The 23,333-nt window shown below is 62.9% G+C and carries 19 protein-coding genes and 1 tRNA gene; 8 read left to right on the forward strand and 12 right to left on the reverse strand.

The window, feature by feature from the left end:
• Positions 1-50: 50 nt before the first annotated feature.
• Both BM275_RS17680 and BM275_RS17685 read right to left on the reverse strand, forming a co-directional pair.
• Positions 51-1,394 carry a sigma-54-dependent transcriptional regulator gene (locus BM275_RS17680; protein ID WP_090522619.1) on the reverse strand — a complete coding sequence of 448 codons (1,344 nt, stop codon included), beginning with the start codon at positions 1,392-1,394 and terminating at the stop codon, positions 51-53.
• Between the two features lie 181 nt (positions 1,395-1,575).
• Complete coding sequence (locus BM275_RS17685) at positions 1,576-3,333, reverse strand: sensor histidine kinase (protein ID WP_090522621.1); 1,758 nt, start codon at positions 3,331-3,333, stop codon at positions 1,576-1,578.
• Positions 3,334-3,534: 201 nt separating this feature from the next.
• On the opposite strand from BM275_RS17685, the gene BM275_RS17690 reads away from it, so the two are divergent.
• The 3 genes from BM275_RS17690 (at position 3,535) to BM275_RS17700 (ending at position 7,395) form a co-directional block, all read left to right on the forward strand.
• Positions 3,535-4,749, forward strand: a complete 1,215-nt coding sequence (locus tag BM275_RS17690; protein ID WP_090522623.1) for a cyclic di-GMP phosphodiesterase — start codon at positions 3,535-3,537, stop codon at positions 4,747-4,749.
• A 292-nt stretch (positions 4,750-5,041) separates the two neighbouring features.
• Positions 5,042-6,529, forward strand: coding sequence for a SulP family inorganic anion transporter (locus tag BM275_RS17695; RefSeq protein WP_090522625.1), 1,488 nt, complete (start codon positions 5,042-5,044; stop codon positions 6,527-6,529).
• A gap of 14 nt (positions 6,530-6,543) precedes the next feature.
• Positions 6,544-7,395 (forward strand): universal stress protein, encoded by an 852-nt coding sequence (locus tag BM275_RS17700; protein ID WP_090522627.1) that lies wholly within the window; start codon positions 6,544-6,546, stop codon positions 7,393-7,395.
• Positions 7,396-7,610: 215 nt separating this feature from the next.
• Here the strand turns inward: BM275_RS17700 and cfaB are convergent, their stop codons facing one another.
• On the reverse strand, positions 7,611-8,792 hold the full coding sequence (gene cfaB / locus BM275_RS17705; protein ID WP_090522629.1) for a C17 cyclopropane fatty acid synthase CfaB: 1,182 nt from the start codon (positions 8,790-8,792) through the stop codon (positions 7,611-7,613).
• 154 nt (positions 8,793-8,946) lie between these two features.
• On the opposite strand from cfaB, the gene BM275_RS17710 reads away from it, so the two are divergent.
• Both BM275_RS17710 and BM275_RS17715 read left to right on the forward strand, forming a co-directional pair.
• The gene (locus tag BM275_RS17710; protein ID WP_090522631.1) at positions 8,947-9,321 is read left to right on the forward strand and encodes a DsrE family protein; all 375 of its coding nucleotides are present in this window, start codon (positions 8,947-8,949) and stop codon (positions 9,319-9,321) included.
• Complete coding sequence (locus BM275_RS17715) at positions 9,318-9,782, forward strand: glycine cleavage system protein H (RefSeq protein WP_090522633.1); 465 nt, start codon at positions 9,318-9,320, stop codon at positions 9,780-9,782. The genes BM275_RS17710 and BM275_RS17715 overlap by 4 nt, the downstream gene beginning before the upstream one ends.
• Positions 9,783-9,999: 217 nt before the next feature.
• Here BM275_RS17715 and BM275_RS17720 read toward each other — a convergent pair whose 3' ends face one another.
• From BM275_RS17720 to BM275_RS17730, 3 genes are all read right to left on the reverse strand, one after another.
• The gene (locus BM275_RS17720; protein ID WP_036991784.1) at positions 10,000-10,317 is read right to left on the reverse strand and encodes a hypothetical protein; all 318 of its coding nucleotides are present in this window, start codon (positions 10,315-10,317) and stop codon (positions 10,000-10,002) included.
• A 532-nt stretch (positions 10,318-10,849) separates the two neighbouring features.
• Positions 10,850-11,215: a hypothetical protein gene (locus tag BM275_RS17725; protein ID WP_090522635.1), complete on the reverse strand. Its 366-nt coding sequence runs from the start codon at positions 11,213-11,215 to the stop codon at positions 10,850-10,852.
• Between the two features lie 58 nt (positions 11,216-11,273).
• Positions 11,274-11,369, reverse strand: a tRNA-Sec gene (locus BM275_RS17730).
• A gap of 206 nt (positions 11,370-11,575) precedes the next feature.
• On the opposite strand from BM275_RS17730, the gene BM275_RS22650 reads away from it, so the two are divergent.
• The 3 genes from BM275_RS22650 to BM275_RS22120 all read left to right on the forward strand — a co-directional run bounded on the left by BM275_RS22650 (position 11,576) and on the right by BM275_RS22120 (position 14,026).
• Complete coding sequence (locus BM275_RS22650) at positions 11,576-12,127, forward strand: hypothetical protein (protein ID WP_090522637.1); 552 nt, start codon at positions 11,576-11,578, stop codon at positions 12,125-12,127.
• Between the two features lie 64 nt (positions 12,128-12,191).
• On the forward strand, positions 12,192-12,875 hold the full coding sequence (locus tag BM275_RS22115) for a hypothetical protein (protein WP_139229582.1): 684 nt from the start codon (positions 12,192-12,194) through the stop codon (positions 12,873-12,875).
• Positions 12,876-12,937: 62 nt separating this feature from the next.
• Positions 12,938-14,026 (forward strand): hypothetical protein, encoded by a 1,089-nt coding sequence (locus BM275_RS22120; RefSeq protein WP_139229583.1) that lies wholly within the window; start codon positions 12,938-12,940, stop codon positions 14,024-14,026.
• Positions 14,027-14,233: 207 nt separating this feature from the next.
• Here the strand turns inward: BM275_RS22120 and selB are convergent, their stop codons facing one another.
• The 6 genes from selB to fdnG all read right to left on the reverse strand — a co-directional run bounded on the left by selB (position 14,234) and on the right by fdnG (position 23,295).
• Entirely contained in the window at positions 14,234-16,150 is a 1,917-nt protein-coding gene (gene selB, locus BM275_RS17740; RefSeq protein WP_090522640.1) for a selenocysteine-specific translation elongation factor, read from the reverse strand.
• Complete coding sequence (gene selA, locus BM275_RS17745) at positions 16,147-17,556, reverse strand: L-seryl-tRNA(Sec) selenium transferase (protein ID WP_090522642.1); 1,410 nt, start codon at positions 17,554-17,556, stop codon at positions 16,147-16,149. The genes selB and selA overlap by 4 nt, the downstream gene beginning before the upstream one ends.
• On the reverse strand, positions 17,553-18,470 hold the full coding sequence (gene fdhE, locus BM275_RS17750; RefSeq protein ID WP_090522644.1) for a formate dehydrogenase accessory protein FdhE: 918 nt from the start codon (positions 18,468-18,470) through the stop codon (positions 17,553-17,555). Before fdhE ends, selA begins: the two co-directional genes overlap by 4 nt.
• Before the next feature lie 131 nt (positions 18,471-18,601).
• Positions 18,602-19,225 (reverse strand): formate dehydrogenase subunit gamma, encoded by a 624-nt coding sequence (locus BM275_RS17755; RefSeq protein WP_090522646.1) that lies wholly within the window; start codon positions 19,223-19,225, stop codon positions 18,602-18,604.
• Between the two features lie 57 nt (positions 19,226-19,282).
• Positions 19,283-20,221 carry a formate dehydrogenase subunit beta gene (gene fdxH / locus BM275_RS17760; RefSeq protein WP_090522739.1) on the reverse strand — a complete coding sequence of 313 codons (939 nt, stop codon included), beginning with the start codon at positions 20,219-20,221 and terminating at the stop codon, positions 19,283-19,285.
• The gene (fdnG, locus tag BM275_RS17765) at positions 20,221-23,295 is read right to left on the reverse strand and encodes a formate dehydrogenase-N subunit alpha (RefSeq protein ID WP_090522648.1); all 3,075 of its coding nucleotides are present in this window, start codon (positions 23,293-23,295) and stop codon (positions 20,221-20,223) included. The genes fdxH and fdnG overlap by 1 nt, the downstream gene beginning before the upstream one ends.
• Positions 23,296-23,333 lie beyond the last annotated feature (38 nt).

Genomic DNA, 23,333 nt, shown 5'->3' on the forward strand with positions numbered 1-23,333 from the left:
AGCGCTTGGCCTTCAGGGGTTGGTGGCTTCCACTCCTGCGTGACGGCTGCTCAGGTCTCGGTGCTGCCCGCCGGCAAGTAATCGCTGCGGCTCAGACCGTGGCGTTGCATCTTCTCGTTGAGGGTGCGGCGCGGCAGCTGCAGCTGGGTCATGACCTCGGCGATGTTGCCTTTGCACTGTTGCAGGGCGTTGTGCAGGCATTGCGCCTCAAAGGCTTCCATCTGTTCGGCCAGCGAATGGCCGCCGCGGCTCGCCGTGGCCGGGGCGCTGAGGCCGAGGGCGTGGCGTTCGGCGGCGTTGATCAGTTCGCGCACGTTGCCCGGCCAGTCGTGGGCGAGCAGTTGCGTCAGCTCGCCGGGCGTCATTGGCGGAGCGGCACGGCCGTGGCGCTGGGCGGCCTGGCTGGCGAAGTGTTCGAACAGCAGCGGAATGTCCTCACGGCGCTCGCGCAATGGCGGGATATGCAGTTCGGCGACGTTCAGCCGGTACAGCAAATCCTCGCGGAAGCGCCCGCCGCGCACCTCTTCCAGCAGGTCCGGCTTGGCCGCGCTGATCACCCGCAAGTCGACTTCGATACTGCGGTTCGAGCCCAGCCGTTCCAGGGTCTTTTCCTGCAGCACGCGCAGCAGCTTGACCTGCTGGGCCAGCGGCATGCTTTCGATCTCGTCGAGGAACAGCGTGCCGCCGGCGGCGTGTTCGATGCGGCCGATGCGCTTGCCGTGGGCACCGGTGAAGGCGCCGCTCTCGTGACCAAACAGCTCGCTTTCGAAGATGGTCTCCGGGATCGCTGCGCAGTTCAGCGCCACGAACGGCCCGCCGGCGCGCGGGCTGAAGTCATGCAGGCAGCGCGCGACCTGTTCCTTGCCGCTGCCGGTCTCGCCGCGGATCAGCACATTGACGTCGGTCCCGGCCAGCTCCAGCACCTGCCGGCGCAGGTTCACCATCGCCCGTGATACGCCGAGCAGCTGCGATTCGATACGCCCCTTGCGGGCGAACTGCTCGCGCAGCTGGCGGTTCTCGCAGACCAGCCGGCGCTTGTCCATGGCGCGGCGCACGCTGTCGAGCAGGCGTTCCGGGGTGAAGGGTTTTTCGATGAAGTCGTAGGCGCCCTGGCGCAGCGCCTGCACCGCCATGGGCACGTCGCCGTGCCCGGTGACCATGATCACGGGCAGGTCGGCGTCCAGCGCCACCAGCTGTTCGAGCAGGCCGAGGCCGTCGAGATCGGGCATGCGCACGTCGCTGATCAGCACCCCGGGAAAATCGCGATCCAGCGCCGCCAGCGCCTCGCGCGCGCGTGAGAAGGTGCGCACCTGGAAGCCGGACAGCTCCAGCCACTGCTGCACGGCCTGGCGGATCGCCGCCTCGTCGTCGATGAAGATTACCTGCCCGCTCATTGCCTGCTCCTCGCGGTCGCGTCGCGGCAGTTTACTCGGCGACGTGCCCTTCGGGGCAGCTGGTAAAAGATCGGCGAGACAGCCAGGGCAAGGCAAAAGCAGGGGGGAAAGCGCAGTTCACGAGGTGTAAACCAGCATGTCGAGTCTGCATTTAACGCGGCGTTGACAGCGTAGATGGTTGCTAACGCTGCTCCTCGGCAGCCGGCAGCGTCAGGGTGAACACCGCGCCCTGTTCATCGTTGCTGACTTCCAGCGTGCCGCCCATCTCACGGACGATGCCGTAGGACACCGCCAGCCCGAGACCGAGGCCCTGGCCGACCGGCTTGGTGGTGAAGAAGGGCTCGAACACCTGATCCAGATGTTCGCTGGCAATACCGCCGCCGTTGTCGCCTACGCTGAGCTGCCAGCGGTCACCGTTGAGCTGACAGAGGATGCGCAGGCGTCGCTGCGGGCGCTCGGCCATGGCATCCAGCGCGTTGTGCAGCAGATTGATCAGCACTTGCTCGAGGCGGATGGCGTCGCCGCTGACTGCGGCTTCGGCCGGTACCTGGCGGAACACCTCGACCTGCTCGCTGCGAATGCGCGGCGAGAGCAGCTGCAGGGCCTGCTCCAGCACCTCGGCCAGGCTCAGACGCTGGCGCAGCCCGGCCGGGCTCTTGCGAGCGAAGGTCTTCAGGTGGCCGGTCAGCGCCGCCATGCGTTCGAGCAGGCCTTCGACATGCCCGAGGCCTTCGCGCACCTCGCCGTCGCGGCCGCTGTCGAGCAGCAGGCGAAGGCTGGCGAGCTGCATGCGCAATGCGGTCAGCGGCTGGTTGATCTCGTGGGCGAGGGCGGCGGACATCTGCCCCAGGGCGGCCATGCGCGCCGCATGCACCAGTTCGTCCTGGGCGGTGTGCAGCTCGCGGGTGCGCTCGTGCACCAGGCGCTCCAGCTCGTTGCGGCTGCGCTGTTCGACGCGGCGGGTCTTGCCGCGTTGCGCCAGGTAGAGCAGCAGAAAGGCCAGGGTCATCCACACGCCCGCCGCGGCCAGGCGATAGCTGCGCACGCTGGCGACCACCATCTGTGGGTCGTGCAGCAGGTGCAGGGTCCAGTCGTCTTCCGGCAGCGCCAGGCGTTGCCAGAGGTATTCGCGGCGGCCGTCCGGGCCATCCACCAGACGTCGCTCGCTGCCCTCGGCGAGTTGCTGCACGCGGCTGCTCGGCAGCGGCTGCAGCGTCTGTTCGGCATAGCGCCGGGCATCGACCAGGCGGCTGCGCACCTCGTCGCTGAGCGGGCGCAGATAGCGGAAGCGCCAGGCCGGGCGATTGGTGAGGATGACGATATCCAGCGAGTCGGCGATCAGCAGGATGCCCGGCTGGCCGACCCAGTCGCGCTGCATCTCTTCCAGCTCGAGCTTGACCACCAGCACGCCGAGCACCTCGCCGTCGGCATTCTTCACAGAGCTGGAGAGGAAGTAGCCAGGAATGCCGGTGGTGACGCCGACGGCGAAATAGCGGCCGCTGTCGTTGCTCACCGCATCGCGGAAATACGGGCGGAAGGCGTAATTGTTGCCGACGAAGCTGCTCCAGTCGCGCCAGTTGCTGGCGGCGATGGTCTCGCCGTCGCGGTCGAGCAGGTACAGCACCGAGGAGCCGGCTGCGTGGTTCTGCTGTTCCAGGCGCTGGTTGAGCTGGCGGCGCAGCGCGCGGTTGCCCGGTTCGGCGAGCAGCGCCTGGATGTCGCTGTCCAGCGCCAGTAGGGCCGGCACCGAGCGGAAGCGTTCGACCTGGGTGTGGATCGCCTGTGCATAGAGTTCCAGCTGCCCCTGCGCTTCCTGGGCACGCTCGACCCAGGCGCGCTGCTCGGCCAGGCGCCCGGCCCAGTACATGCTCAGCAGCAGGCCGATGAGGATCAGCGCAACGATCAGGGTTACCCGCAGGCGGTTGGACAGTGCTGGCATGACGACGCTCGCGACAGGACCCGACGATGGTAAGCGATAGTCGGCAGCGGTGGCGCATCGCCGAGCCTTGGCATAGCACCAAAGTCTTGATCTACCCCAATAGAGGCATAGTGCCATCATCGCTATACTGCGGGGAGTTACTTTCAGCTTCAGCAGGGATCGCTAGTACGGAACGGCCAGCCGCTCCAGTCGAGGTCCGCCTTGCTCAGAAAAATCCTTGTCAGCCAACTCCGCTTCGGCATGTACGTCCATGGGCTGGACGGCAGCTGGTTCGATCATTCCTTCTGGCGCAGCAAATTCTTGCTCACAGACCCCGCCGACCTGCAGGCGCTGCGCAATAGCGGCGTCAAGGCGCTGTGGATCGATACCGGCAAGGGCGTCGATGTCGAAACGGCAACGCCGCCGGCTGCCGAGGCCCCACAGGCTGTCTCCGACGCCATGCCGATTGCGCCTCGACCGACCACAGCACCGGCCCAGCAATGCAGCGTCCGGGAAGAAATGCAGCGCGCCGCGCAGTTGCTCAAGCGTTCCAAGCAGCAGGTGACCTCACTGTTCAACGAGGCGCGCCTGGGCAAGGCCGTCGACCCGCAGCAGTGCCTGCCACTGGTCGAGCAGATTTCCGCATCCCTGGCGCGCAACGGCTCGGCATTGCTCAGTCTGGCGCGGTTGAAGACCAAGGACGAGTACACCTACATGCATTCGGTGGCGGTCTGCGCGCTGATGGTCGCGCTGGGCCGGCAGCTGGGCCTGAGCGAACAGGAAGTCCAGGAAGCCGGCTTTGCCGGGCTGCTGCACGACATCGGCAAGATGGCCATGCCGCTGGATGTGCTGAACAAGCCGGGCAAGCTCAGCGACGACGAATACGCCGTCATGCGCAGCCACCCCGAGCGTGGTCACGCGATCCTGCTCGGCGCAGGAGCGGCCGTGTCCGAGGCGGTCCTGGATGTCTGCCTGCATCATCACGAGAAGATGGACGGCACCGGCTATCCGCACCGGCTGGCCGGCGAGCAGATCAGCCGGCTGGCGCGCATGGGCGCGATCTGCGACGTGTATGACGCCATCACCTCGGATCGCCCGTACAAAACCGCCTGGGACGCTTCGGGCTCGCTGGCGCGCATGGCGCAGTGGCAGGGGCACTTCGATACCCAGATCCTGCATGCCTTCGTGCGCACGGTGGGCATCTACCCGTTGGGCTCGTTGGTACGGCTGCAGTCCGGGCGGCTCGGCGTGGTCATCGAACACAACGCGCAGCAGCTGACGGCGCCGCGCCTGAAACTGTTCTATTCCACCCGCGCCCGCGCGACGATCGTGCCGGTGGAGCTGGACCTCTCCAGCCCGCAATGCAGCGACCGCATCGTCGGCCGCGAAGACCCCGCCGCCTGGGGCTTCAGCAATCTGGATGCGCTCTGGACCTAAATTGGCGGTCGTAAGCGGGGGGCGATGCGACTAGAATGTCGCCCCCCGAATGCGATTCGCCCGGCGAGTCGCTCAGAGAAGAGTTCGTAATGCCCATGACCTGGCTGCCTAGTCCGCCATAGCGCTGCGCCCCCTCGCGTCACTTTGCGACTGCCTGTCATGGGGTGGTCGTGCGCTGCTGTCCGTGCGTTTCGTCGACTGACAGCCGAATCAATCACACCAAAAATCTCGTCTTGTATCGCTGCCGGCCGTCCGTGGCCTGCATGGTGGTGCTTTTGCTCTGGATAGTCCGATGCTGCAATCGATCAAACAAAACTGGTTCTCCAACGTCCGTGGCGATGTGCTGTCCGGCCTCGTCGTTGCGCTGGCGCTGATTCCCGAAGCCATCGCCTTCTCCATCATCGCCGGGGTCGATCCGCGGGTCGGCCTGTATGCCTCCTTCTGTATCGCCGTGGTGATCGCCTTCGTCGGTGGCCGCCCGGGAATGATCTCTGCCGCCACCGGCGCCATGGCGCTGCTGATGGTGACGCTGGTGCGCGAGCACGGCCTGCAGTACCTGCTGGCGGCGACGCTGCTCTGCGGCCTGTTGCAGATCGGCGCCGGCTACCTGCGCCTGGGTTCGCTGATGCGCTTCGTCTCGCGTTCGGTGGTTACCGGCTTCGTCAACGCGCTGGCCATCCTCATTTTCATGGCGCAGCTGCCGGAACTGACGAACGTCACCTGGCACGTCTACGCCATGACCGCTGCGGGCCTCGGCATCATCTACCTGTTCCCCTATGTGCCGAAGCTCGGCAAGGTCATCCCGTCGCCACTGGTGTGCATTCTCTCGATGACGGCGGTGGCCATGTATTTCGGTCTGGATATCCGCACCGTCGCCGACATGGGTGACCTGCCCGACACCCTGCCGGTCTTTCTCTGGCCGGAAGTGCCGCTGACCTTCGAAACCCTGGCGATCATCTTCCCGTATTCCGCCGCGCTGGCCGTGGTCGGCCTGCTGGAATCGCTGATGACCGCGACCATCGTCGACGACCTCACCGACACCGGCAGCGACAAGAACCGCGAATGCAAAGGGCAGGGCGTTTCCAACATCGTCTCCGGCCTGTTCGGCGGCATGGCCGGCTGCGCGATGATCGGCCAGTCGGTGATCAACGTGAAATCCGGCGGCCGCACGCGCCTGTCGACGTTGATCGCCGGCGTGGTGCTGTTGCTGATGGTGGTGTTCTTGAGTGACTGGGTCGGGCAGATCCCCATGGCCGCGCTGGTGGCGGTGATGATCATGGTGTCGATCGGCACCTTCAGCTGGGATTCGCTGCGCAACCTCAAGCGCTACCCGCTTTCCACCAACATCGTCATGGTCGTCACCGTGGTGGTGGTGGTCTTCACCCACAACCTGGCCTACGGTGTTCTGGCGGGCGTGCTGCTGGCGGCGATGTTCTTCGCCAACAAGGTCGGCCACTACCTGCACATCGGTTCGGAGCTGGATGCCGCCGGCAATCAGCGCACCTACAGGGTGGTCGGGCAGGTATTCTTCAGCTCATCGGACAAATTCACCGGTGCGTTCGATTTCAAGGAAGCGCTTGGCAAGGTCACCATCGACCTGTCCCGCGCACATTTCTGGGACATCACCGCCGTGGCGGCGCTGGACAAGGTGGTCATCAAGTTCCGCCGCGAAGGCACCGAGGTCGAGGTGCTGGGTCTGAACGAAGCCAGCGCGACCATCGTTGACCGCTTCGGTGTGCATGACAAACCCGAGGCCATCGACAAGCTCATGAGCCACTGACCAGGAGAACGACAATGACCCACGTAATGGCTTGTATCGACGGATCACCGCAGGCCGCGGCGGTTTGCGACTGTTCGGCCTGGGCCAGCAAGCGCCTGGATGCGCCCCTGACGCTGCTGCATGTGCTCGACCGCCAGCAGTATCCGGTGTCGGGCGACCTGAGCGGCATCATCGGCCTCGGCAGCCGCGAATTCCTCCTGCAGGAGCTGGCCACGCTGGATGAGAAACGCGCCAAGCTGGCGCTGGAGGAGGGCCGCATGATGCTCGATTCGGCACGTCAGCGGGCGATCTCCGCCGGCGTCGCCCAGCCCGAGTGCCGGCAGCGCCACGGTGATCTGGTCGAGTCCCTGCGCGATCTGCAGGACGAAACGCGCCTGCTGGTCATTGGCCGTCAGGGCGAGGACAGCGGCGATGCCATCCAGCACATCGGCAGCCAGCTGGAAAACGTCATCCGCACCATGCAGCGGCCGATCCTGGTCGCGCCCGGCGACTTCAGCGCACCGCAAAGCGTGATGCTCGCCTTCGACGGTAGCGCCACCAGCCGCAAGGGCGTGGAAATGCTCGCCGGCAGCCCGCTGTTCAAGGGCATGCCGATTCATCTGGTAATGGTCGCGGCCGACACCGCCGACAATCAGGCCCAGCTGGAAAATGCCCGCGGCGTGCTGACCGCCGCCGGTTTCAACGTGGAAATCGCCATCCGCGCCGGTGAAGTCGAGCCGACCCTGCATGCCTATCAGGCCGAGCACGGTATCGACCTGCTGGTGATGGGCGCCTACGGCCACTCGCGCATTCGCCAGTTCTTCGTCGGCAGCACCACCACCAGCATGATCCGCACCACCCGCACGCCGCTGCTTTTACTGCGCTGAGCCATGAGCGCCTTGCCGGGCGCTGCGCGTTGCAGGCTTCGGCTGGTGCTCAAGCGAATCGAGGGGGGGTGGCTACGGTTTACTGCGCATCATGTGGCGGAGCGATCGCTGCAGGGCGGCTGAACTTTGATCCGGCAAACCCGTAGTACATCGATTGCGCTAACAAGGCATCCGCCTGGCGACGCAGCCGGCTAACTCCGGCCGGCTGTGCATGCTTACTGATACAGATCGGCCCGCGTCCAGGGCAGCTCATGGGAGCCGTCCGGTAGCGGCTTGCTGGCGAGAATCTGATGCAGGTCGATCCAGTCGCGGCGAAAACCGTACGCGCAGCCCGCTAGATACATCCGCCAGATCCGCAGCGCCCGTTCGGGCACCAGCTGTTTCGCCTCCTGCATATGTGCTTCCAGGCGTTCGCTCCACAGCTGCAGCGTGCGCGCGTAATGCAGGCGCAGGCTTTCCACATCGACGATTTCCAGTCCCGTCTCGCTGATGCAGCTGCTGATGTTCACCAGATGCGGCAGCTCGCCATGGGGGAATACGTAGCGGTCGATGAAAGCACCAGCCCCGTGGCTGACCGGCCGTCCATCGAGGTGGCGCGAGGTGATGCCGTGATTGAGCACCAGCCCGCCTGGACGAACCGCACCGAACAGTTGCTGACAGTACAGCGGCAGGTTGGCGTGCCCGACATGCTCGAACATGCCGACGCTCACCACCTTGTCGAAACCGCCATCGGCCGGTAGGTCGCGGTAATCCATCAGCTCAAGCTGCACCTTGCCTTGTAGGTCCTCGGCGGCAATGCGCTCGCGGGCCAGCGCCAGCTGCTCGCGGCTCAGGGTGATGCCGAACACCTGCGCGCCGAATTCCCGCGCCGCGAAACGCGCCAACCCGCCCCAGCCGCAACCCACATCCAGCAGCCGCTCGCCGGGCTTGAGCCGCAACTTGCGGCAGATCAGGCGCAGCTTGGCTTGCTGCGCCTGGTCGATATCCTCCTCACCGGTTTCGAAATAGGCGCAGGAATAGACCATCTCCCGGTCCAACCAGAGCCGATAGAAGTCGTTGGAAAGGTCATAGTGGTAGGCGATCGCCTCGGCATCGGTAGCCTTGTCGTGCGCCTCCCGCGCAGGCGCTGCGAAATGGTCCTTGCCCAACGCCCGGCTAATGACATCGCCGATACGGATAACTTCGCCCACCGGCCCGAGCAGGTCGATCTGCCCCTCGACATAGGCGGCGCCGAGCATATCCAGGCTCGGTTGCGCCAGCCGAGTGACCAGGTTGGGGTCCTTGATCACCAACGTGACGCAAGGGGCAGGGCCGATGTCGATCTCGTTGCCATCCCACAACTGCAGCTTTAGCGGCAGGGCGAGTTCTTTAAGGGCCGGTAGCAATGTTGCCAACATGCTCGATCTCCTTTTCAGTGCACGCAGAAAATCCTAGACCATCAATTCGGAAACGGTAGGCTATGGTGATGATAGTTTCGCGCTATGGTTCGAACGGCTGCGAACGTGCGCTTGACGGCTTAACTCGCCGAATGACTTTTGCGATCGAGGATTTATGCAGCAGAACCGTCCACAACGCGTGCTCGTTTTGGTCGCCAGCGGCCCCAGCACCCCGGCACGCTGCGCCGCTCCGTTCCATATCGCCACGCTGCTTGCCTGTATGGATGCCGAGGTAACCCTCTACCTCACCGGCGAGGGTGCGCAGCTGGCGCGCTGCGAAGTGGCCGAATCGCTATGTGCGGTAGAGGGCGGCGAGCCACTGCTGCACTTCATCCGCAACGCCAAGCAGGCCGGCGCACGACTGCTGATGTGCCGCCAGCCCGGTGTTGAGGTAGACCCCGTCACGCTGATCGCCGAGCTGGATGAAATCTCCAGCGGAGGTGAGCTGGCGCAGATGATCCTCGAATACGAACGGGTGCTGAGCCTATGAATGTGCACGGCCTGGAATTCCCCGACTCGCTGCGTTACGCCCCGGAGCACAGCCTGTGGCTGCGCGAGGAAGCCGACGGCAGCCTGACCATCGGCCTGACCGCCTATGGCTGCGCGCTGTACGGCCAGATATTCGCTTTCACGCCCAAGCGCGTCGGCGCACGCATCGAGCGCGAGCGCAGCTTCGGCGTGGTCGAGTTCGCCAAGGCCGCCTCGTCGGCACGCAGCCCGGTCGCCGGTGAGCTGCTGGCGGTGAACGAAGCACTGCTACAGCGTCCGGCTCTGATCAATCAGGATTGTTATGGGGAGGGCTGGATGGTCCGCCTGCAGCCAACGGATTGGGCTGCCATGCGCGACGAATTCCCGCTGGGTGAGGCCGCAGCAGCGGCCATCGCCGAACGTATGCGGCTCGACAACTTCGACCCCGCCAACGCCCATGTGCAGGCGTTGCAATGGAAATAGGCGCCGGCGCCTACGTAGGGTGGGCTTCAGCCCATCAAGCCAATACCAATCGACAAAGCCCTAGCGATTGCACCGCGCCGCGCTCAAGGCTTATCCGGCGTCGACCCCTCGAGAACCTTGTCGCAACGCCCTGATCGCATGGCCATGCAACGTAGGGTGGGCTTCAGCCCACCAAGCCAACAACAATCGATCACCTGGCGATTGCACCGCTCCGCGCTCAAGACTTATCCGGCGTCGACCCCTCGAGAACCTTGTCGCAACTCGCCTTGATCGCATGGTCCAGCTGCCGGATACAGATATCGATCGCCATGTCGCGCGTACGCTTGTTCTTCCACTCCAGCTCGGCCAGCGTCTCGATCAGATCCTGATGGCCATTCTCGTTGACCAACATCCCGTGCTGCACCGTCAGCGTCCGTCCCTGAAAGCTCAGCCGAACAGGCTCACGCCCCACGAGGGATGCACCTTCAGCTAGCAGACACTCGATGTGGTCACGCAGCGCATGAAACGCCCGACGCTCATCTGGCGGGTTACCCAAGACACCTCTCCTATCCCTGGAAAGAAAAGCCGCGATTGTGACGCGCTTCGCGCTGGAGTGCGATGGCTTTTTGATATTGCGAAGTGAGGCGGGCTGTCGCAGGCTGTTTGCGTGGGGTGAGGCGCGCGGCGCGAGAATCGAGATGACGTGCAGTCGAATTCGCTACTCGGTTCTCTGTAGCCCCCGGCACATCAAAGGCTCCCCATTTAACGGGTTGCTCATCGCTACGACTTACAGCGGCTCTTCCAGATAAGCGCGAACTCCACCGGCGCATCCGCTGTTCGCAAGAGCACATGTCCGCTGTCGAGAACGATGAAGCGCCTACGCGTTACCTTGATTCCAGAGTCGCTGAGGTAACTCACTTCGCCACAGCCGTTTCGTTCATCCCTAAACGTTGCCGTATCCGGACGGCTCAAGGTCTGCTGAACCTGATGGCGAGCATATTTGGCCGCCGCATCAGGCTCGCTCGGGTGCCCGCAGCTGCGTGCCAACAGAGCCAGCACTGCGGCGGCGACCAGCAAGGCTCCGGCTATTACTGGCCTAGACAAAATCGAGTCCAGAGGTGCTCAAAGGCTGGATCATCATACGTAGCCTCCACTAGCGCTTCGTTCCCGCTGGTGGCTATGAACCGCCGATAACCGGATGCACGACCGTAAAAATCGCGGTGTTTGAATTGTCCGCAACGGCCAACCTGATTGCGGAACTCCACAGTTTCGGGGTTGCTGACGTGGGCGAGTAGGGCGGACCGAGCTGCAGCCTCGGTCTTTTGCTGCGCGGGATCGTTGGCATCGGCGGGCGACATGGAACATTTCACAACGAGCAACAGGATGAGCGCCATGATGCTGGCGAGAACAAAGATCTTACCCGCCGCTTTTCCTGGCTGATTGATGCTCTTCAACCTTTAGCCTCAGCTCTCTCGATGTGCCGATTCCACGATGCGACCGATAAGCCTAACTTGGCGGAAGGCAGTGGGAGTCGAACCCACCCGGGAGCGGCTGCCGCCCCCAACCGGGGTTGAAGCCCGGCCGCACCACCGGGTGCGATTGCCTTCCTTGAATGATGGATTTGGCCTGTTTCTGTTGCGTCCGATTGAGAAATATCAACAGAACGGGCCGGGACGAAAGCTAGCATGTATCGCCGCTTGAGTGGCAACATCGAGCCGTGGCCCAAACCATCAGACGAGGCCACCTCCAGGCTGGCCAGCCAGCGCAGGAAGCGATCCGTAAGATATGACGAGCCCTAGGGACGGGAATGGAATATGAAGGCTGAATGGAACGACGCCCCGGACTACATCAGAAGGCGCCCCCGCAAGGGAGCTGTAGCATGGCTGATACCAGGGCTGATCGGCACCGCGATCATGCTGGCCGCACTACAGATGGTGAGTTCGGCATTCCTCAAAGGCACCGCCCAGGGCATCGCCGATAAGCGCATCCAACCCAAGCCAGCCCCCGTCGCCGAGATCACACGAGCAGAGCCAGTATCGACGGAGGATTGGGACAGGGTAGTAGAGGAAGTGGCCGCAAGAGGTGCAACGCCTCAGTCGCAAACGCCCCAGCCCCAAACGGCTACGGCAGAACCACCACCCAAGCAAACCGTATTCAATGACAAAAACTACGTTCCCCAGGGTGCGACCAATATCGTTCCAGCTACTCGGGTAATCCCGGAGCCGGCCGTAACGATCCCAACCCGGCAAAAAGACATTGTAGTTGTAGGCAAAGAGCGACGGATCAGCGACTTTTGCCCAGGCGGGGAAGGGAGCATTGCTCGCAGAAACTGTAAATCGAGCGTTAATTTAAATTTGCGAAACTAAATATTTTTTAACTGATTAACTGATTAACTGATTAACTGATTAACGGGTAGCGCACGAGGCTGTCGTGCGCATGAAGATTTGGGGAATTAAAATCAAAGCATTTAAATTTATCTGTAAGGTTGTTGCAGGAGTCGCCGCTGTAATAACTGCGCTGTCCGTATCGCTGTATTTCTTCTCAGATCAAATTCCGACGGCTTTAGATAAGTATTTTTATCGATCCAGCGTGTGGGACGGTAACTGGTCATCGAATACTGAATACACGATTGCGCCCGGGTTGAGTGACTATGTTTCGCCAGACTCACCAAAAATCATCATTAGGCTGAAGCCGGATGCTGAACGTGGCACTGTTCAAGGCGATATCATATCCGAGGGTCTTTGCGAACTGCAGCCTATTACATGGATATTCTACTTTGATAGCAAGAAGCCTAACTTTCTATCTTTTGGTCGTACCAGAGACTTTCAGGTGAGCTATCTTCGATCAGGTATAAAAGTGCCAATAGCCTTAGTTAGGGCGGAAATCCAAGAGCCCGTCGAAGATATACAGGTTTTAGTATTAAGCTTGATCGGCTCTCATGTTGACACTGCTTTTCCTCAAGTTGTTGGTGTCGCAAAAAATCTCAATGCTTTTGATGAAGATGTTGAGTATTTAAACGAGAGGTGTACGGATATAACTGTTCGATTTCATAAGTCGCTAGCCGATCATTGGAATAAGGATAAAAGTAAAGAGCGCCAAAAAGATGATCGGTGATGGTGGTACTTAGGCTCTGCCGTTCGTTTCGTTAGGCTTGTTCAGGATTATGAGGATAGGACATGGAAGAGGTTGATTCCTTCGTTGGGCCTCAGGTGCTTAGAGAAGTGCACCTAGCAGGCGGCGGTCGTGCGTTTAATGGGATGGATCAATACGTTGATCTGGAAACACCTACAATTCATGGAAAACATCTAAGACTTAAATTGGCAAGTTTTTCTGCTTTGTATTCTGAGTTAAAGAAACTAAGGGTTCCTATTGTAGGGTGCGATTTTTTTCATACTCAAGACCAAGCTAGCGGACTCGTGCCGCCGGAATGGCGAGTTAAGTCAGTAACCGGGCCAGCGTGGCTATGTGCCGACCAAGGCCATAACTGGTCTTTTATACAGAATTCAGCCTTTGAAGAGAGGGACGGAGTTTTGTGCGACTTAGCTTCACGTCTTTCACACCAGATAAGAGCGTGTGAATGGCGCGTCAGGGAACTATCTAACTGCTATGCAAAGCAACTGGCTAGCAGCCTCCCTAAGAATTATAAAGAATCAGCTTTGTTCCTAGATGGCAATACATCTCAATGCTACATGGCGTTTCAATCCTTCCTTATTGATGCCTGCATACTGCGAGACTATTTGTGTGAGTTTTATTCGGCGGTAGTTTTGAGGAAAGATATTGCATCTGTTGGTGGCCTGATGAGCTATTTTAAAAAAAATCCGCCCAATGATGCCGCAGGTAAAGAACTACAGGTTTCCGCAAATAACGGGCAATGGCTATGCGAGCTTGGAGCTTATCGTAATCTCGTAGTTCACGCTGCGCCGCTTTCTCAAGCTGGAGAGTCGCTCTATGCAGTGGTTAGGCATTTCCCCCTTCCGGAAGGGGAAAAGCTTCCTGCTGTTAAACTACCGATTCCTAAGAATCCCTCTAGCCTTAGAGAGGCGCGCAATAATGGCGGCTATTTTGCAAATGTGGACTTTGCGCGCTTCTCAAATTCGGTTAAAGACGTGGAAAACTGCAACGATGCATTAGAGTACAGCCACTTATGCATGCAGCTGCTCGGCGCACTATCTGGATCGATAGCGAAAATCTCTCCGCTGAAGCCAACCATTCCAATAGCTAAGCCACTGCCAGGGACTTTGAAAATCACGCCGATAGGCGAATAGTATCCTTGGGGTCTTAGTGTCGAAACCAATGTGCGGTATAGCCCAACGATAGCTGGCACAACCAAACAGGAACCGCTAATTGACCAGCTTTGGCCAACATAGGCCATTGATGTGCACGACAAAAACAGGATTTGAAGCCCGGCCGCACCACCGGGTGCGATTGCCTTCCTTATCCGGTTTTGATGTGAGAAAGGAAGCGCGACCAGCCTAACCCAGGCCTGACTGGATCGCCAACGCGCTGTCTTGGCGGACTTTGCGTTCGTTGCCGAAGCGGCGGGTGAGGCCGATGCGGTCGAAGTGTTCGAGCAGTTGGATGCTGCGTTTGCGGCCGAGCTGGATGCGGTCGCGGAAGGCGGCGGCGCGGATCACGCCGCTTTGTGCTTCCAGTTGCAGTACATGCCCCGCAAGTTGGCGAATGGTGAACTCGGGGTAGAACAAATCTTTTACCACCTGTTGCAGCAGGCCGAGGCGGGCGAGCTTGCGGAGCAGGTTGCGCATCTGCGTTTCGTCGACACCGAGGTCGCGGGCCAGGTCGCGGACCCAGGGTGGGTCGAACTGGCCGGCTTCGAGCAGCGGCCACAGGCGTTCCTTCAAACTTTCTTCCGCATCGCTCAGGCGTACCCGGTGATCGGGGTGGTGCAGCCAGGGGCCGCTGGTTTCGATGCTGCCGGCGGCCAGTGCCTGTTCCAGCAGGGCGATGAATACCGGCCGTTCCAGTTGCGGCAGCGCATAGCGGCGCAGGCGGTCGCGGTCGGGGCCGAGTTCGTCGGGTTGTTCTTCGTGGAAGCGTTGCAGGGCGCCGAGCAGGGTGACTTCGAGTTCGCTCCAGCGGGCCCTATCGAACAATCGTGGGCCCAGTCGTGTGCTTATCTCCAATACGCCGTGCGGCAGCTGCCAGCCTTCGCGCGGGCGGTTGAACTGGCGTTCCAGGTTTTGCGGGTCGATGCCGTTGGTGGCGCTGGCGAGCAGCGGCGGCAATGCCTGCTCGAGGCTCGGCTGGTCGATGGCGCGAAGTTGTTCCAGCCGTGCGGCGCGGCGGCGATTGCGCGGTGGTGCGTACGGGTCGAGCACGCGGCCGCCGCCGAGGGTGCGCTGAGCGGACTGATCGCGCAGGACGATGCGGTCACCATGCACGGCGTGGCTCGGTGCATTCAGCAGTAGTTGGGCGAAGGCGCGTTCGCCCGGCGCCAGGCTCGCATCTTCGAGCAGGGCGACGCGGGCGGTGACGTCCTGGGCGCCGAGGTGTACGTGGACCGGCGTCCAGTGCTTGAGCTCGTGGGCTTCGCCGGGCAGCAGCTGGAAGTCGATATCGATGCGTTGGGTCGGTGCATGCTGCAGTGGGTGCAGCAGCCAGTCGCCGCGGTGGATCTGTTCCACTGCCAGCCGCTCACCGGCGAGATTCAACGCGACGCGCTGGCCGGCATGGGCTTCGCCCGCTTCACGGTTCTGCGCGTGCAGGCCGCGGACGCGCACGCGTTTGCCGGTGGGGCCGAGCAATAGTTCGTCGCCGATCCGCACGCGCCCGGCAAAGGCAGTGCCGGTGACCACCACGCCAGCGCCGGTAACGCTGAAGGCGCGGTCGATGGCCAGGCGGAAATGGCCGCTGTCGCTGCGTGCGGCGGTGCGTGCTGCTTCTTCGATCAGCGCGGTGCGCAGGGCGTCGACGCCATCGCCGCGGATGCTGGAAACCGGAAAGATCGGCGCGCCGGCCAGTGGTCCGGCGGCCAGCAGGGCTTCGATCTGCTGCTGGACTTCGGTGATGCGCACCGGCTCGACGCGGTCGATCTTGGTCAGCGCTACCAGCGCGCGGCGGATGCCGAGCAGTTCGACGATGGCCAGGTGTTCACGGGTCTGCGGCATCACGCCGTCATCGGCAGCCACCACCAGCAGCACGCAGTCGATGCCGCTGGCGCCGGCCAGCATGTTGTGCACGAAACGCTCATGGCCGGGCACGTCGATAAAGCCGGTGAGGCTGCCTTCACCTAGGTCGGCGTAGACGTAGCCGAGGTCGATGGTGATGCCGCGTTCGCGCTCTTCGCGGCGGCGGTCGCCCTGTTGCCCGGTGAGGGCTTGCAGTAGCGCGGTCTTGCCATGGTCGATATGGCCGGCGGTACCGACGATCAACGGGCCAGCTCCTCTTGCAGGTGCATCAGTTGCTCGAGGAATGCCGGCTCGTCGTCGAGCTGGCGCAGGTCGAGCCAGAGGGCGTCGTCGTCGATGCGCCCGAGCACCGGAATCGGCAGGCAGCGCAGGGTTTCTTCCAGCTGGCGCAGGCTGCGGCCGCGCAGGCGCTTGGGCTGCTGCGGGCGGATGCATAGCGCTGCGCTGGGTAGGCGTGCCACCGGCTGCGCGCCGCTACCGATCATGCCCAGGGCATCGGTTACTGCGACTTGCCAGGTTTCGCCGAGCAGGGCGGTCAGTGCCGGGGCGATGCGTTCAGCCTGGGTACGAATGTCGGCCTGCGGGCGGCTGAGCAGGCGCAGGCTGGTGAGGCGTTCGGCCAGGCGGTCGGGATCGCGATAGAGGTTGAGCACCGCTTCCAGCGCGGCAAGGGTCAGCTTGTCGACGCGCAGGGCGCGCTTGAGCGGGTTCTTCTTGATCTTCTGGATCAGCGCCTTGCTGCCGACGATCAGCCCGGCCTGCGGGCCGCCGAGCAGCTTGTCGCCGCTGAAGGTGACGATATCGGCGCCGTCGCGCATCGCTTCCTGCACCGTGGGTTCCTTCGGCAGGCCCCAGCGCGAGAGGTCGAGCAGGCTGCCGCTGCCGAGGTCTTCCAGCAACGGCAGGTCGTGGGCGTGGGCGATGCGCGCCAGTTCGGTGGTGGCGACGCTGGCGGTGAAGCCCTGCACGCTGTAATTGCTCGTGTGCACACGCATCAACAGGCCCGAGCGCGGGTTGATCGCCGCTTCGTAATCCTTGGCGTGGGTGCGGTTGGTGGTGCCGACTTCATGCAGCTTCACGCCGGCGCGGGCCATGATGTCGGGAATGCGGAAGGCGCCGCCGATCTCGATCAGCTCGCCGCGGGAAATGATGCCTTCCTTGCGTGCGCCGAGACTGTTCAAGGCCAGCAGCACGGCGGCGGCGTTGTTATTGACCACGGTGACGGCCTCGGCGCCGGTCAGCTCGCGGATGAGCCCTTCGATGAGGTCGTCGCGATCGCCGCGCTTGCCGGTGGCGAGATCGAATTCCAGATTGAGCGGATAGCGCGCGGCAAGGGTGATCGCCTCGATGGCTTCATCCGGCAGCAGAGCGCGCCCGAGGTTGGTGTGCAGCACCGTGCCGGTGAGGTTGAACACCCGGCGTACGCGGCTGCGGTGCTGGTTGGCCAGGCGTTCGCCGGCGCGCCCGGCGAGCACCGCTTCGGACAGTTCCAGCGCGGCCAGCTGGCCATGGCGAGCTGGCTCGCGCAGTTCATCGAGCAGGTCGCGCAGGGTGCTCAGCAATGCCTGACGGCCGTAGCGCTGCTGCAGCGGCTGACAGGCTGGGTCGCGCAGCAGCTTGTCGACCGAGGGCAGGTGGCTGCTGCTCATGCATCGCCCCCCGGCGCCAGCAGCAGGTTGGGGGCCTGGCGCTGAAAGCCCTGCTCGGACAGCAGCATGTCCAGATCCAGGGTGGCGAGGTCGGCGGAGAGGCTTTCGCCATCCGGCGCCAGGTCCAGGTAGAGCTGCTTGAGGTAGCCATTGCACTCAGGGCAGACCTCGGCCTTGACGCCTTGCGGCGAGCCTTCGAAGTGCAGGTAGTCGAGTTTCTTGGTGCTGCGGCAGAGGCTGCATTTGACGCGCACGTAATGCCACTCGCAGGCGCACAGCGAGCAAACCAGATAGCGCAAGCCGTTGAGCTGGCCGCGATGGCGGATGATGCCTGCCATCGGTGGCGCACCGCAGCAGGGGCAGTGGGTCTGGTCTTCGCGCTCGCGCATGTCGGAGAGGTCGAGCTGCAGCAGCCAGTGGCTCCAGGCCAGCTGCAGGGCAGCGCCGAGGAAGGGCACCAGTGCTGGCGGCAGGCTGTCGTACTGGCCACTGACCAGTGCCACGGCCCATGCCTTGCGCTGGCCGCTCTCGGCCTCGCGTAGTTGCTCGATGGCAGCGACTACCGCCGGGTTTTCCGGCACCACGAAGGCATCCAGCCAGGCATCCAGCATCGTCAGCCAGGCATCGTCGCGTACCAGAGTATCGGCAGCCAGCGGCGGCAGGTTGTGTCTGAGACTTTCGCGGGTGCGGTGTTCGTCCAGCGGCGCGATTGTCGGTGGGTTGTCCAGCACCTGCTGTTGCGCCTGGCACACCGCTGCCAGCAGGCGCAGGTAGTCGGCGAACGGATGGCCTTCGGCGAGCCTGGTCAGGCGCTCGCTGCGCAGGGCGAACAGGTTGCGCGGTGGCAGGTTGAGGAAGGGTGGTTTGCTGGCAGCGGCTTCGATCTGCCCGGGTTCGAGAATGGTGCCTGCCACGCAGGACTCCTTATTCTTGGGGTTGTGCCGAACAGCATAGTCCGTCACCGGCTGTCGCTCGGCTTTCGATGATGCGCGAGGTCGAAGATTCCCGCGCGTGTGCGGGGAATCTTCGGCTTACAGCGGTGTGCTTATTTGCGCTCGGTGATCTCCCGATACCAGGCCGGATGGTGCTTGCGCGCCCAGGCGCGGCTGACAGTGCCGTAGAGCATGGCGCCCATCGAGCCCTTGAGCCAGATGGCGGCGTAAATGTGCACGATGATGCTGACGATCAGCACGAAGGCGGCGGCCGCATGCAGCAGGCTTGCCCAGCGCAGCGAGACGATGCCGAAGAAGCTGCTGAAGTACTCGCGCCAGATGACGATGCCGCTGAGCAGCAACACCAGCATGCTGACGATCAGCACCCAGAACAGCACCTTTTGCCCGGCGTTGTAGCGGCCGACTTCCGGCAGTTTTTCCTCGCGGTTGTGCACCACGTCGTTGATCTGCCTGAGCCACTGGCGGTCGCGTGCTTCGATGCGGTTATGCCCGGCGAAGCGGATCGCCAGCCAGAGGAAGAAGACGAACATCGCGACCCCGATGAAGGGGTGCAGGATGCGCGTCCAGGTGCCGCCGCCGAACAGCCCGGAGAGGCCGAACAGCGCCGGATGGAACAGCGCCAGGCCGGACAGCGCGGCGAGTACGAAGAGGATGGCAACGATCCAGTGATTGGTCCGCTGCGAGGGGTTGTAGCGTTCGATGTCGTTGTTATTCATCGTTGGCTCCTTGAGCGATCGACTCCGAGGATGGCCCCGCGAACGGGGCCGCCGGATTCAGGGTCGCGGCTCCTTGGGGTCGACCACATGCACCGAAGGATCGACCTGGTGCACCACGGGCTCGCTGAGTTCGGCCTTGTCGTCCTCTTCCTCGACGCGAACAGGACCCACCCGCGTGTAGTGGAAGAACCCGGCCAGCACCGCCGCGCCCATGCCCAGCAGAGCGAGGGGCTTGGTCACGCCTTTCCACAGGCCGACCAGTGGGCTGATGGTCGGCTCGTTCGGCAGGTCGTTGTACAGCGAGGGCTGATCGGCATGGTGCAGCACGTACATCACGTGCGTACCGCCGACGCCATCGGGGTCGTACAGGCCGGCCTGGTCGAAACCGCGTTCCTTCAGATCGGCGATACGCCCGGCCGCGTGATCCTTCATGTCCTCCTTGCTGCCGAAGACGATGGCCCCGGTGGGGCAGGTCTTCACGCAGGCCGGCTCGAGCCCGACCGACACGCGGTCGGAACAGAGCGTGCACTTGTAGGCCTTCTTGTCCTTCTCGGAGATACGCGGGATGTCGAACGGGCAACCGGTGATGCAGTAGCCGCAGCCGATGCAGTGGTCCTGGTTGAAGTCGACGATGCCGTTGGCGTACTTCACGATGGCCCCCGGCGCCGGGCAGGCCTTGAGGCAGCCAGGGTCGGCGCAGTGCATGCAGCCGTCCTTGCGGATCAGCCACTCGAGGTTGCCGCTGCCGGGGTTCTCGTACTCGGCGAACTTCATCACCGTCCAGGATTCGGCGGTGAGGTCGATCGGGTTGTCGTAGGTCCCGTTGCTGGTGCCGACTTCATCACGCAGGTCGTTCCATTCCGAACACGCCACCTGGCAGGCCTTGCAGCCGATGCACTTGGAGACGTCGATCAGTTTCGCCACCTCGCCGATCTCGCGGATCGACGGCCGCTCGGTGGTCGTGGCGGAGCGGGCAATCACGTCTTGAGTAGCCATCATGCCTTCTCCACGTTGACCAGGAACGACTTGAACTCCGGCGTCTGGGTGTTGGCGTCACCGACGAACGGCGTCAGCGTATTGGTCAGGTAACCGTTGCGCGCCACCCCGGCGAAGCCCCAGTGCAGCGGGATACCGATGTGATGCACGGTCTGGCCGTCCACCGTCAGCGGCTTGATGCGCTTGGTCACCACCGCCACCGCCTTGATGTAGCCGCGGTTGGACGACACCTTGACCCGCTCGCCGGCCTTGATGCCCAGCTCGTTGGCCAGCACCTCGCCGATCTCAACGAACTGCTCGGGCTGGGTGATCGCGTTGAGCCGACAATGTTTGGTCCAGAAGTGGAAGTGCTCCGTCAGCCGGTAGGTGGTGGCCGCGTAGGGGAAGTCCTCCGCGGTGCCGAACAGCTCCATGTCGTTCTTGAACACCCGCGCGGCCGGATTGCTGATGGCCTGGACGTTATCCGGGTGCATGGGATTGCGGCCGATGGGCGTCTCGAACGGCTCGTAATGCTCGGGGAATGGCCCCTCGTTCATCTTGTCCACGGCGAACAGCCGCGCCACCCCTTCGGGGTTCATGATGAACGGGTTCATGCCGGCTTCGGGTGGTGAATCGACCTTGAAGTCGGGCACGTCGGTGCCGCCCCACTTGGTGCCGTCCCACCACACCAAGCGTTTCTTCTGCGGGTCCCACGGGTCGCCGGCCGGGTCGGCCGAGGCGCGGTTGTAGAGGATGCGCCGATTGGCCGGCCAGGCCCATGCCCAGCCCAGCGTCTGCCCCATGCCGTAGGGGTCGGCATTGTCGCGTCGGGCCATCTGGTTGCCGGCCTGGGTCCAGGAGCCACACCAGATCCAGCAGCCGCTGGAGGTGGTGCCGTCGGCACGCAGCAGACCGAAGCCTGGCAGCAGCTCGCCGGCCTTGGCCACCTGCGCTCCGGTCTGCAGGTCGAACACATCGCTCAGGGCCTTTCCGTTGTACTCCTGGGCGATTTCCTCGGCGGTCGGTTCTTCCGGCTGGCGATAGCCCCAGTCGATGTTGAGCAGCGGCTCGGCGTAGGCGCCGCCTTCCTTGCGATACAGCTCGCGCAGGCGATGGAACAGCCCTCCCATGATCACCACGTCGGTCTGCGCCTGGCCCGGCGGCTCGGCGGCCTTCCAGTGCCATTGCAGCCAGCGGCCGCTGTTGACCAGCGAGCCGTCCTCCTCGGCGAAGCAGGTGGTCGGCAGGCGGAACACCGTGGTCTGGATGCTGGCGGTGTCGACGTCGTTGTACTCGCCGGCGTTGCGCCAGAACTCCGAGGTCTCGGTGGCCAGCGGGTCCATGATCACCAGGTACTTGAGCTTGGCCAGCGCGGCGCTGACCTTGGCCTTGTTGGGGAACGAGGCGATGGGGTTGAAGCCCTGGCAGAAATAGCCGTTGACCTGCCCCTGGTACATCATGTCGAACACCTTAAGCACGTCGTAGCCGGGGATATCCAGCTTCGGCAGCCAGTCGTAGCCCCAGTTGTTCTCCGCGGTGGCGTTCTTGCCGTACCAGGCCTTCATCAGGCTGACGTGGAATTTCTCGTAGTGCTGCCAGTAGGACAGCTGCCCCGGGCGCAGCGGCTTGGCGGTGCGCTTGGCGATGTAGGCCGCGTAGTCCTGCTCGGCTTCCAGCGGCAGCGTCATGTAGCCCGGCAGCAGGTTGGAGAGCAGGCCGAGATCGGTCAGGCCCTGGATGTTGGAGTGCCCGCGCAGCGCGTTCATCCCGCCGCCGGGCATGCCGATGTTGCCGAGCAGTAGCTGCACCATGGCGCCGGTGCGGATCATCTGCGAACCGGTCGAATGCTGCGTCCAGCCCAGGGCGTACATGATGGTCATGACCTTGCCCGGCGCCGAGGTTTCGGCGATGGTTTCCCAGACCTGCAGCATCTTGTCCTGCGGTGTGCCGCAGATGTTGCTGACCACTTCCGGCGTGTAACGGCTGTAGTGCTGCTTGAGCAGATTAAACACGCAGCGTGGGTGGGTCAGGCTTTTGTCGACGCGGGCGAAGCCTTCTTCGTCCAGCTCGTAGCTCCAGCTGGCCTTGTCCGTATAGGTACGCCGGTCGCCGTCGTAGCCGTTGAAAAGGCCATTCTCGAAGCCGAAGCCTTCCTTCACGATGAACGAGACATCGGTGTAGTTGACCACGTACTCGTGCTGGATCTTGTCGTTTTCCAGCAGGTAGTTGATCAGCCCACCTAAGAAGGCGATGTCGGTGCCGGTGCGGATCGGCGCATACATGTCGGCCACCGAGGCCGAACGGGTGAAGCGCGGATCGACCACGATCAGCCGCGCCTTGTTGCGCGCCTTGGCTTCGGTGACCCATTTGAAGCCGCACGGGTGCGCTTCGGCTGCGTTACCGCCCATGATCAGGACCAGGTCAGCGTTCTGGATATCGGACCAGTGATTGGTCATGGCTCCACGGCCAAACGTCGGGGCAAGACTTGCCACCGTCGGGCCGTGTCAGACACGTGCCTGGTTATCGAATCCCAGAATGCCGAGTGAACGAACCACCTTGTGGGTGATGTAGCCAGCCTCGTTGGAGGATGCCGAGGCGGCGAGGAATCCGGTGCTCAGCCAGCGGTTGACCGTCTGGCCCTGTTCGTTGCGCTCGATGAAGTTGGCATCGCGGTCGTCCTTCATCAGCCGCGCGATGCGGTCGAGTGCATCACTCCACTCGATGCGCTTCCACTCGTTGCTGCCGGCTTCGCGGACTTCCGGGTGGGTCAGGCGGTTGGGGCTGTGAACGAAGTCGAGCAGGCCGGCGCCTTTCGGGCACAGGGTGCCGCGGTTGACCGGGTGATCGGAGTCGCCTTCGATGTGGATGATGTTCTGCGCAACGTTTTTGCCGCCGCTGCCCTGGCTGTAGATGATCAGCCCGCAACCGACGGAGCAGTAGGGGCAGGTGTTGCGGGTTTCGCGCGTGTTGGTCAGTTTGAAATGCCGGATCGACTCGGCATACGCCGTCGGCGGGGCCATACCCAATGCCGCCATGCTCGACGCCCCAAGGCCCACACCGCAGACCTTGAAGAACTGTCGACGGTTCATATCCATCGGAGGTTCTCCTTCCTATCAGGCTGGTACGCCGATGC

The organism is Stutzerimonas kunmingensis (genome assembly GCF_900114065.1).
GTDB classification, from domain to species: domain Bacteria; phylum Pseudomonadota; class Gammaproteobacteria; order Pseudomonadales; family Pseudomonadaceae; genus Stutzerimonas; species Stutzerimonas kunmingensis.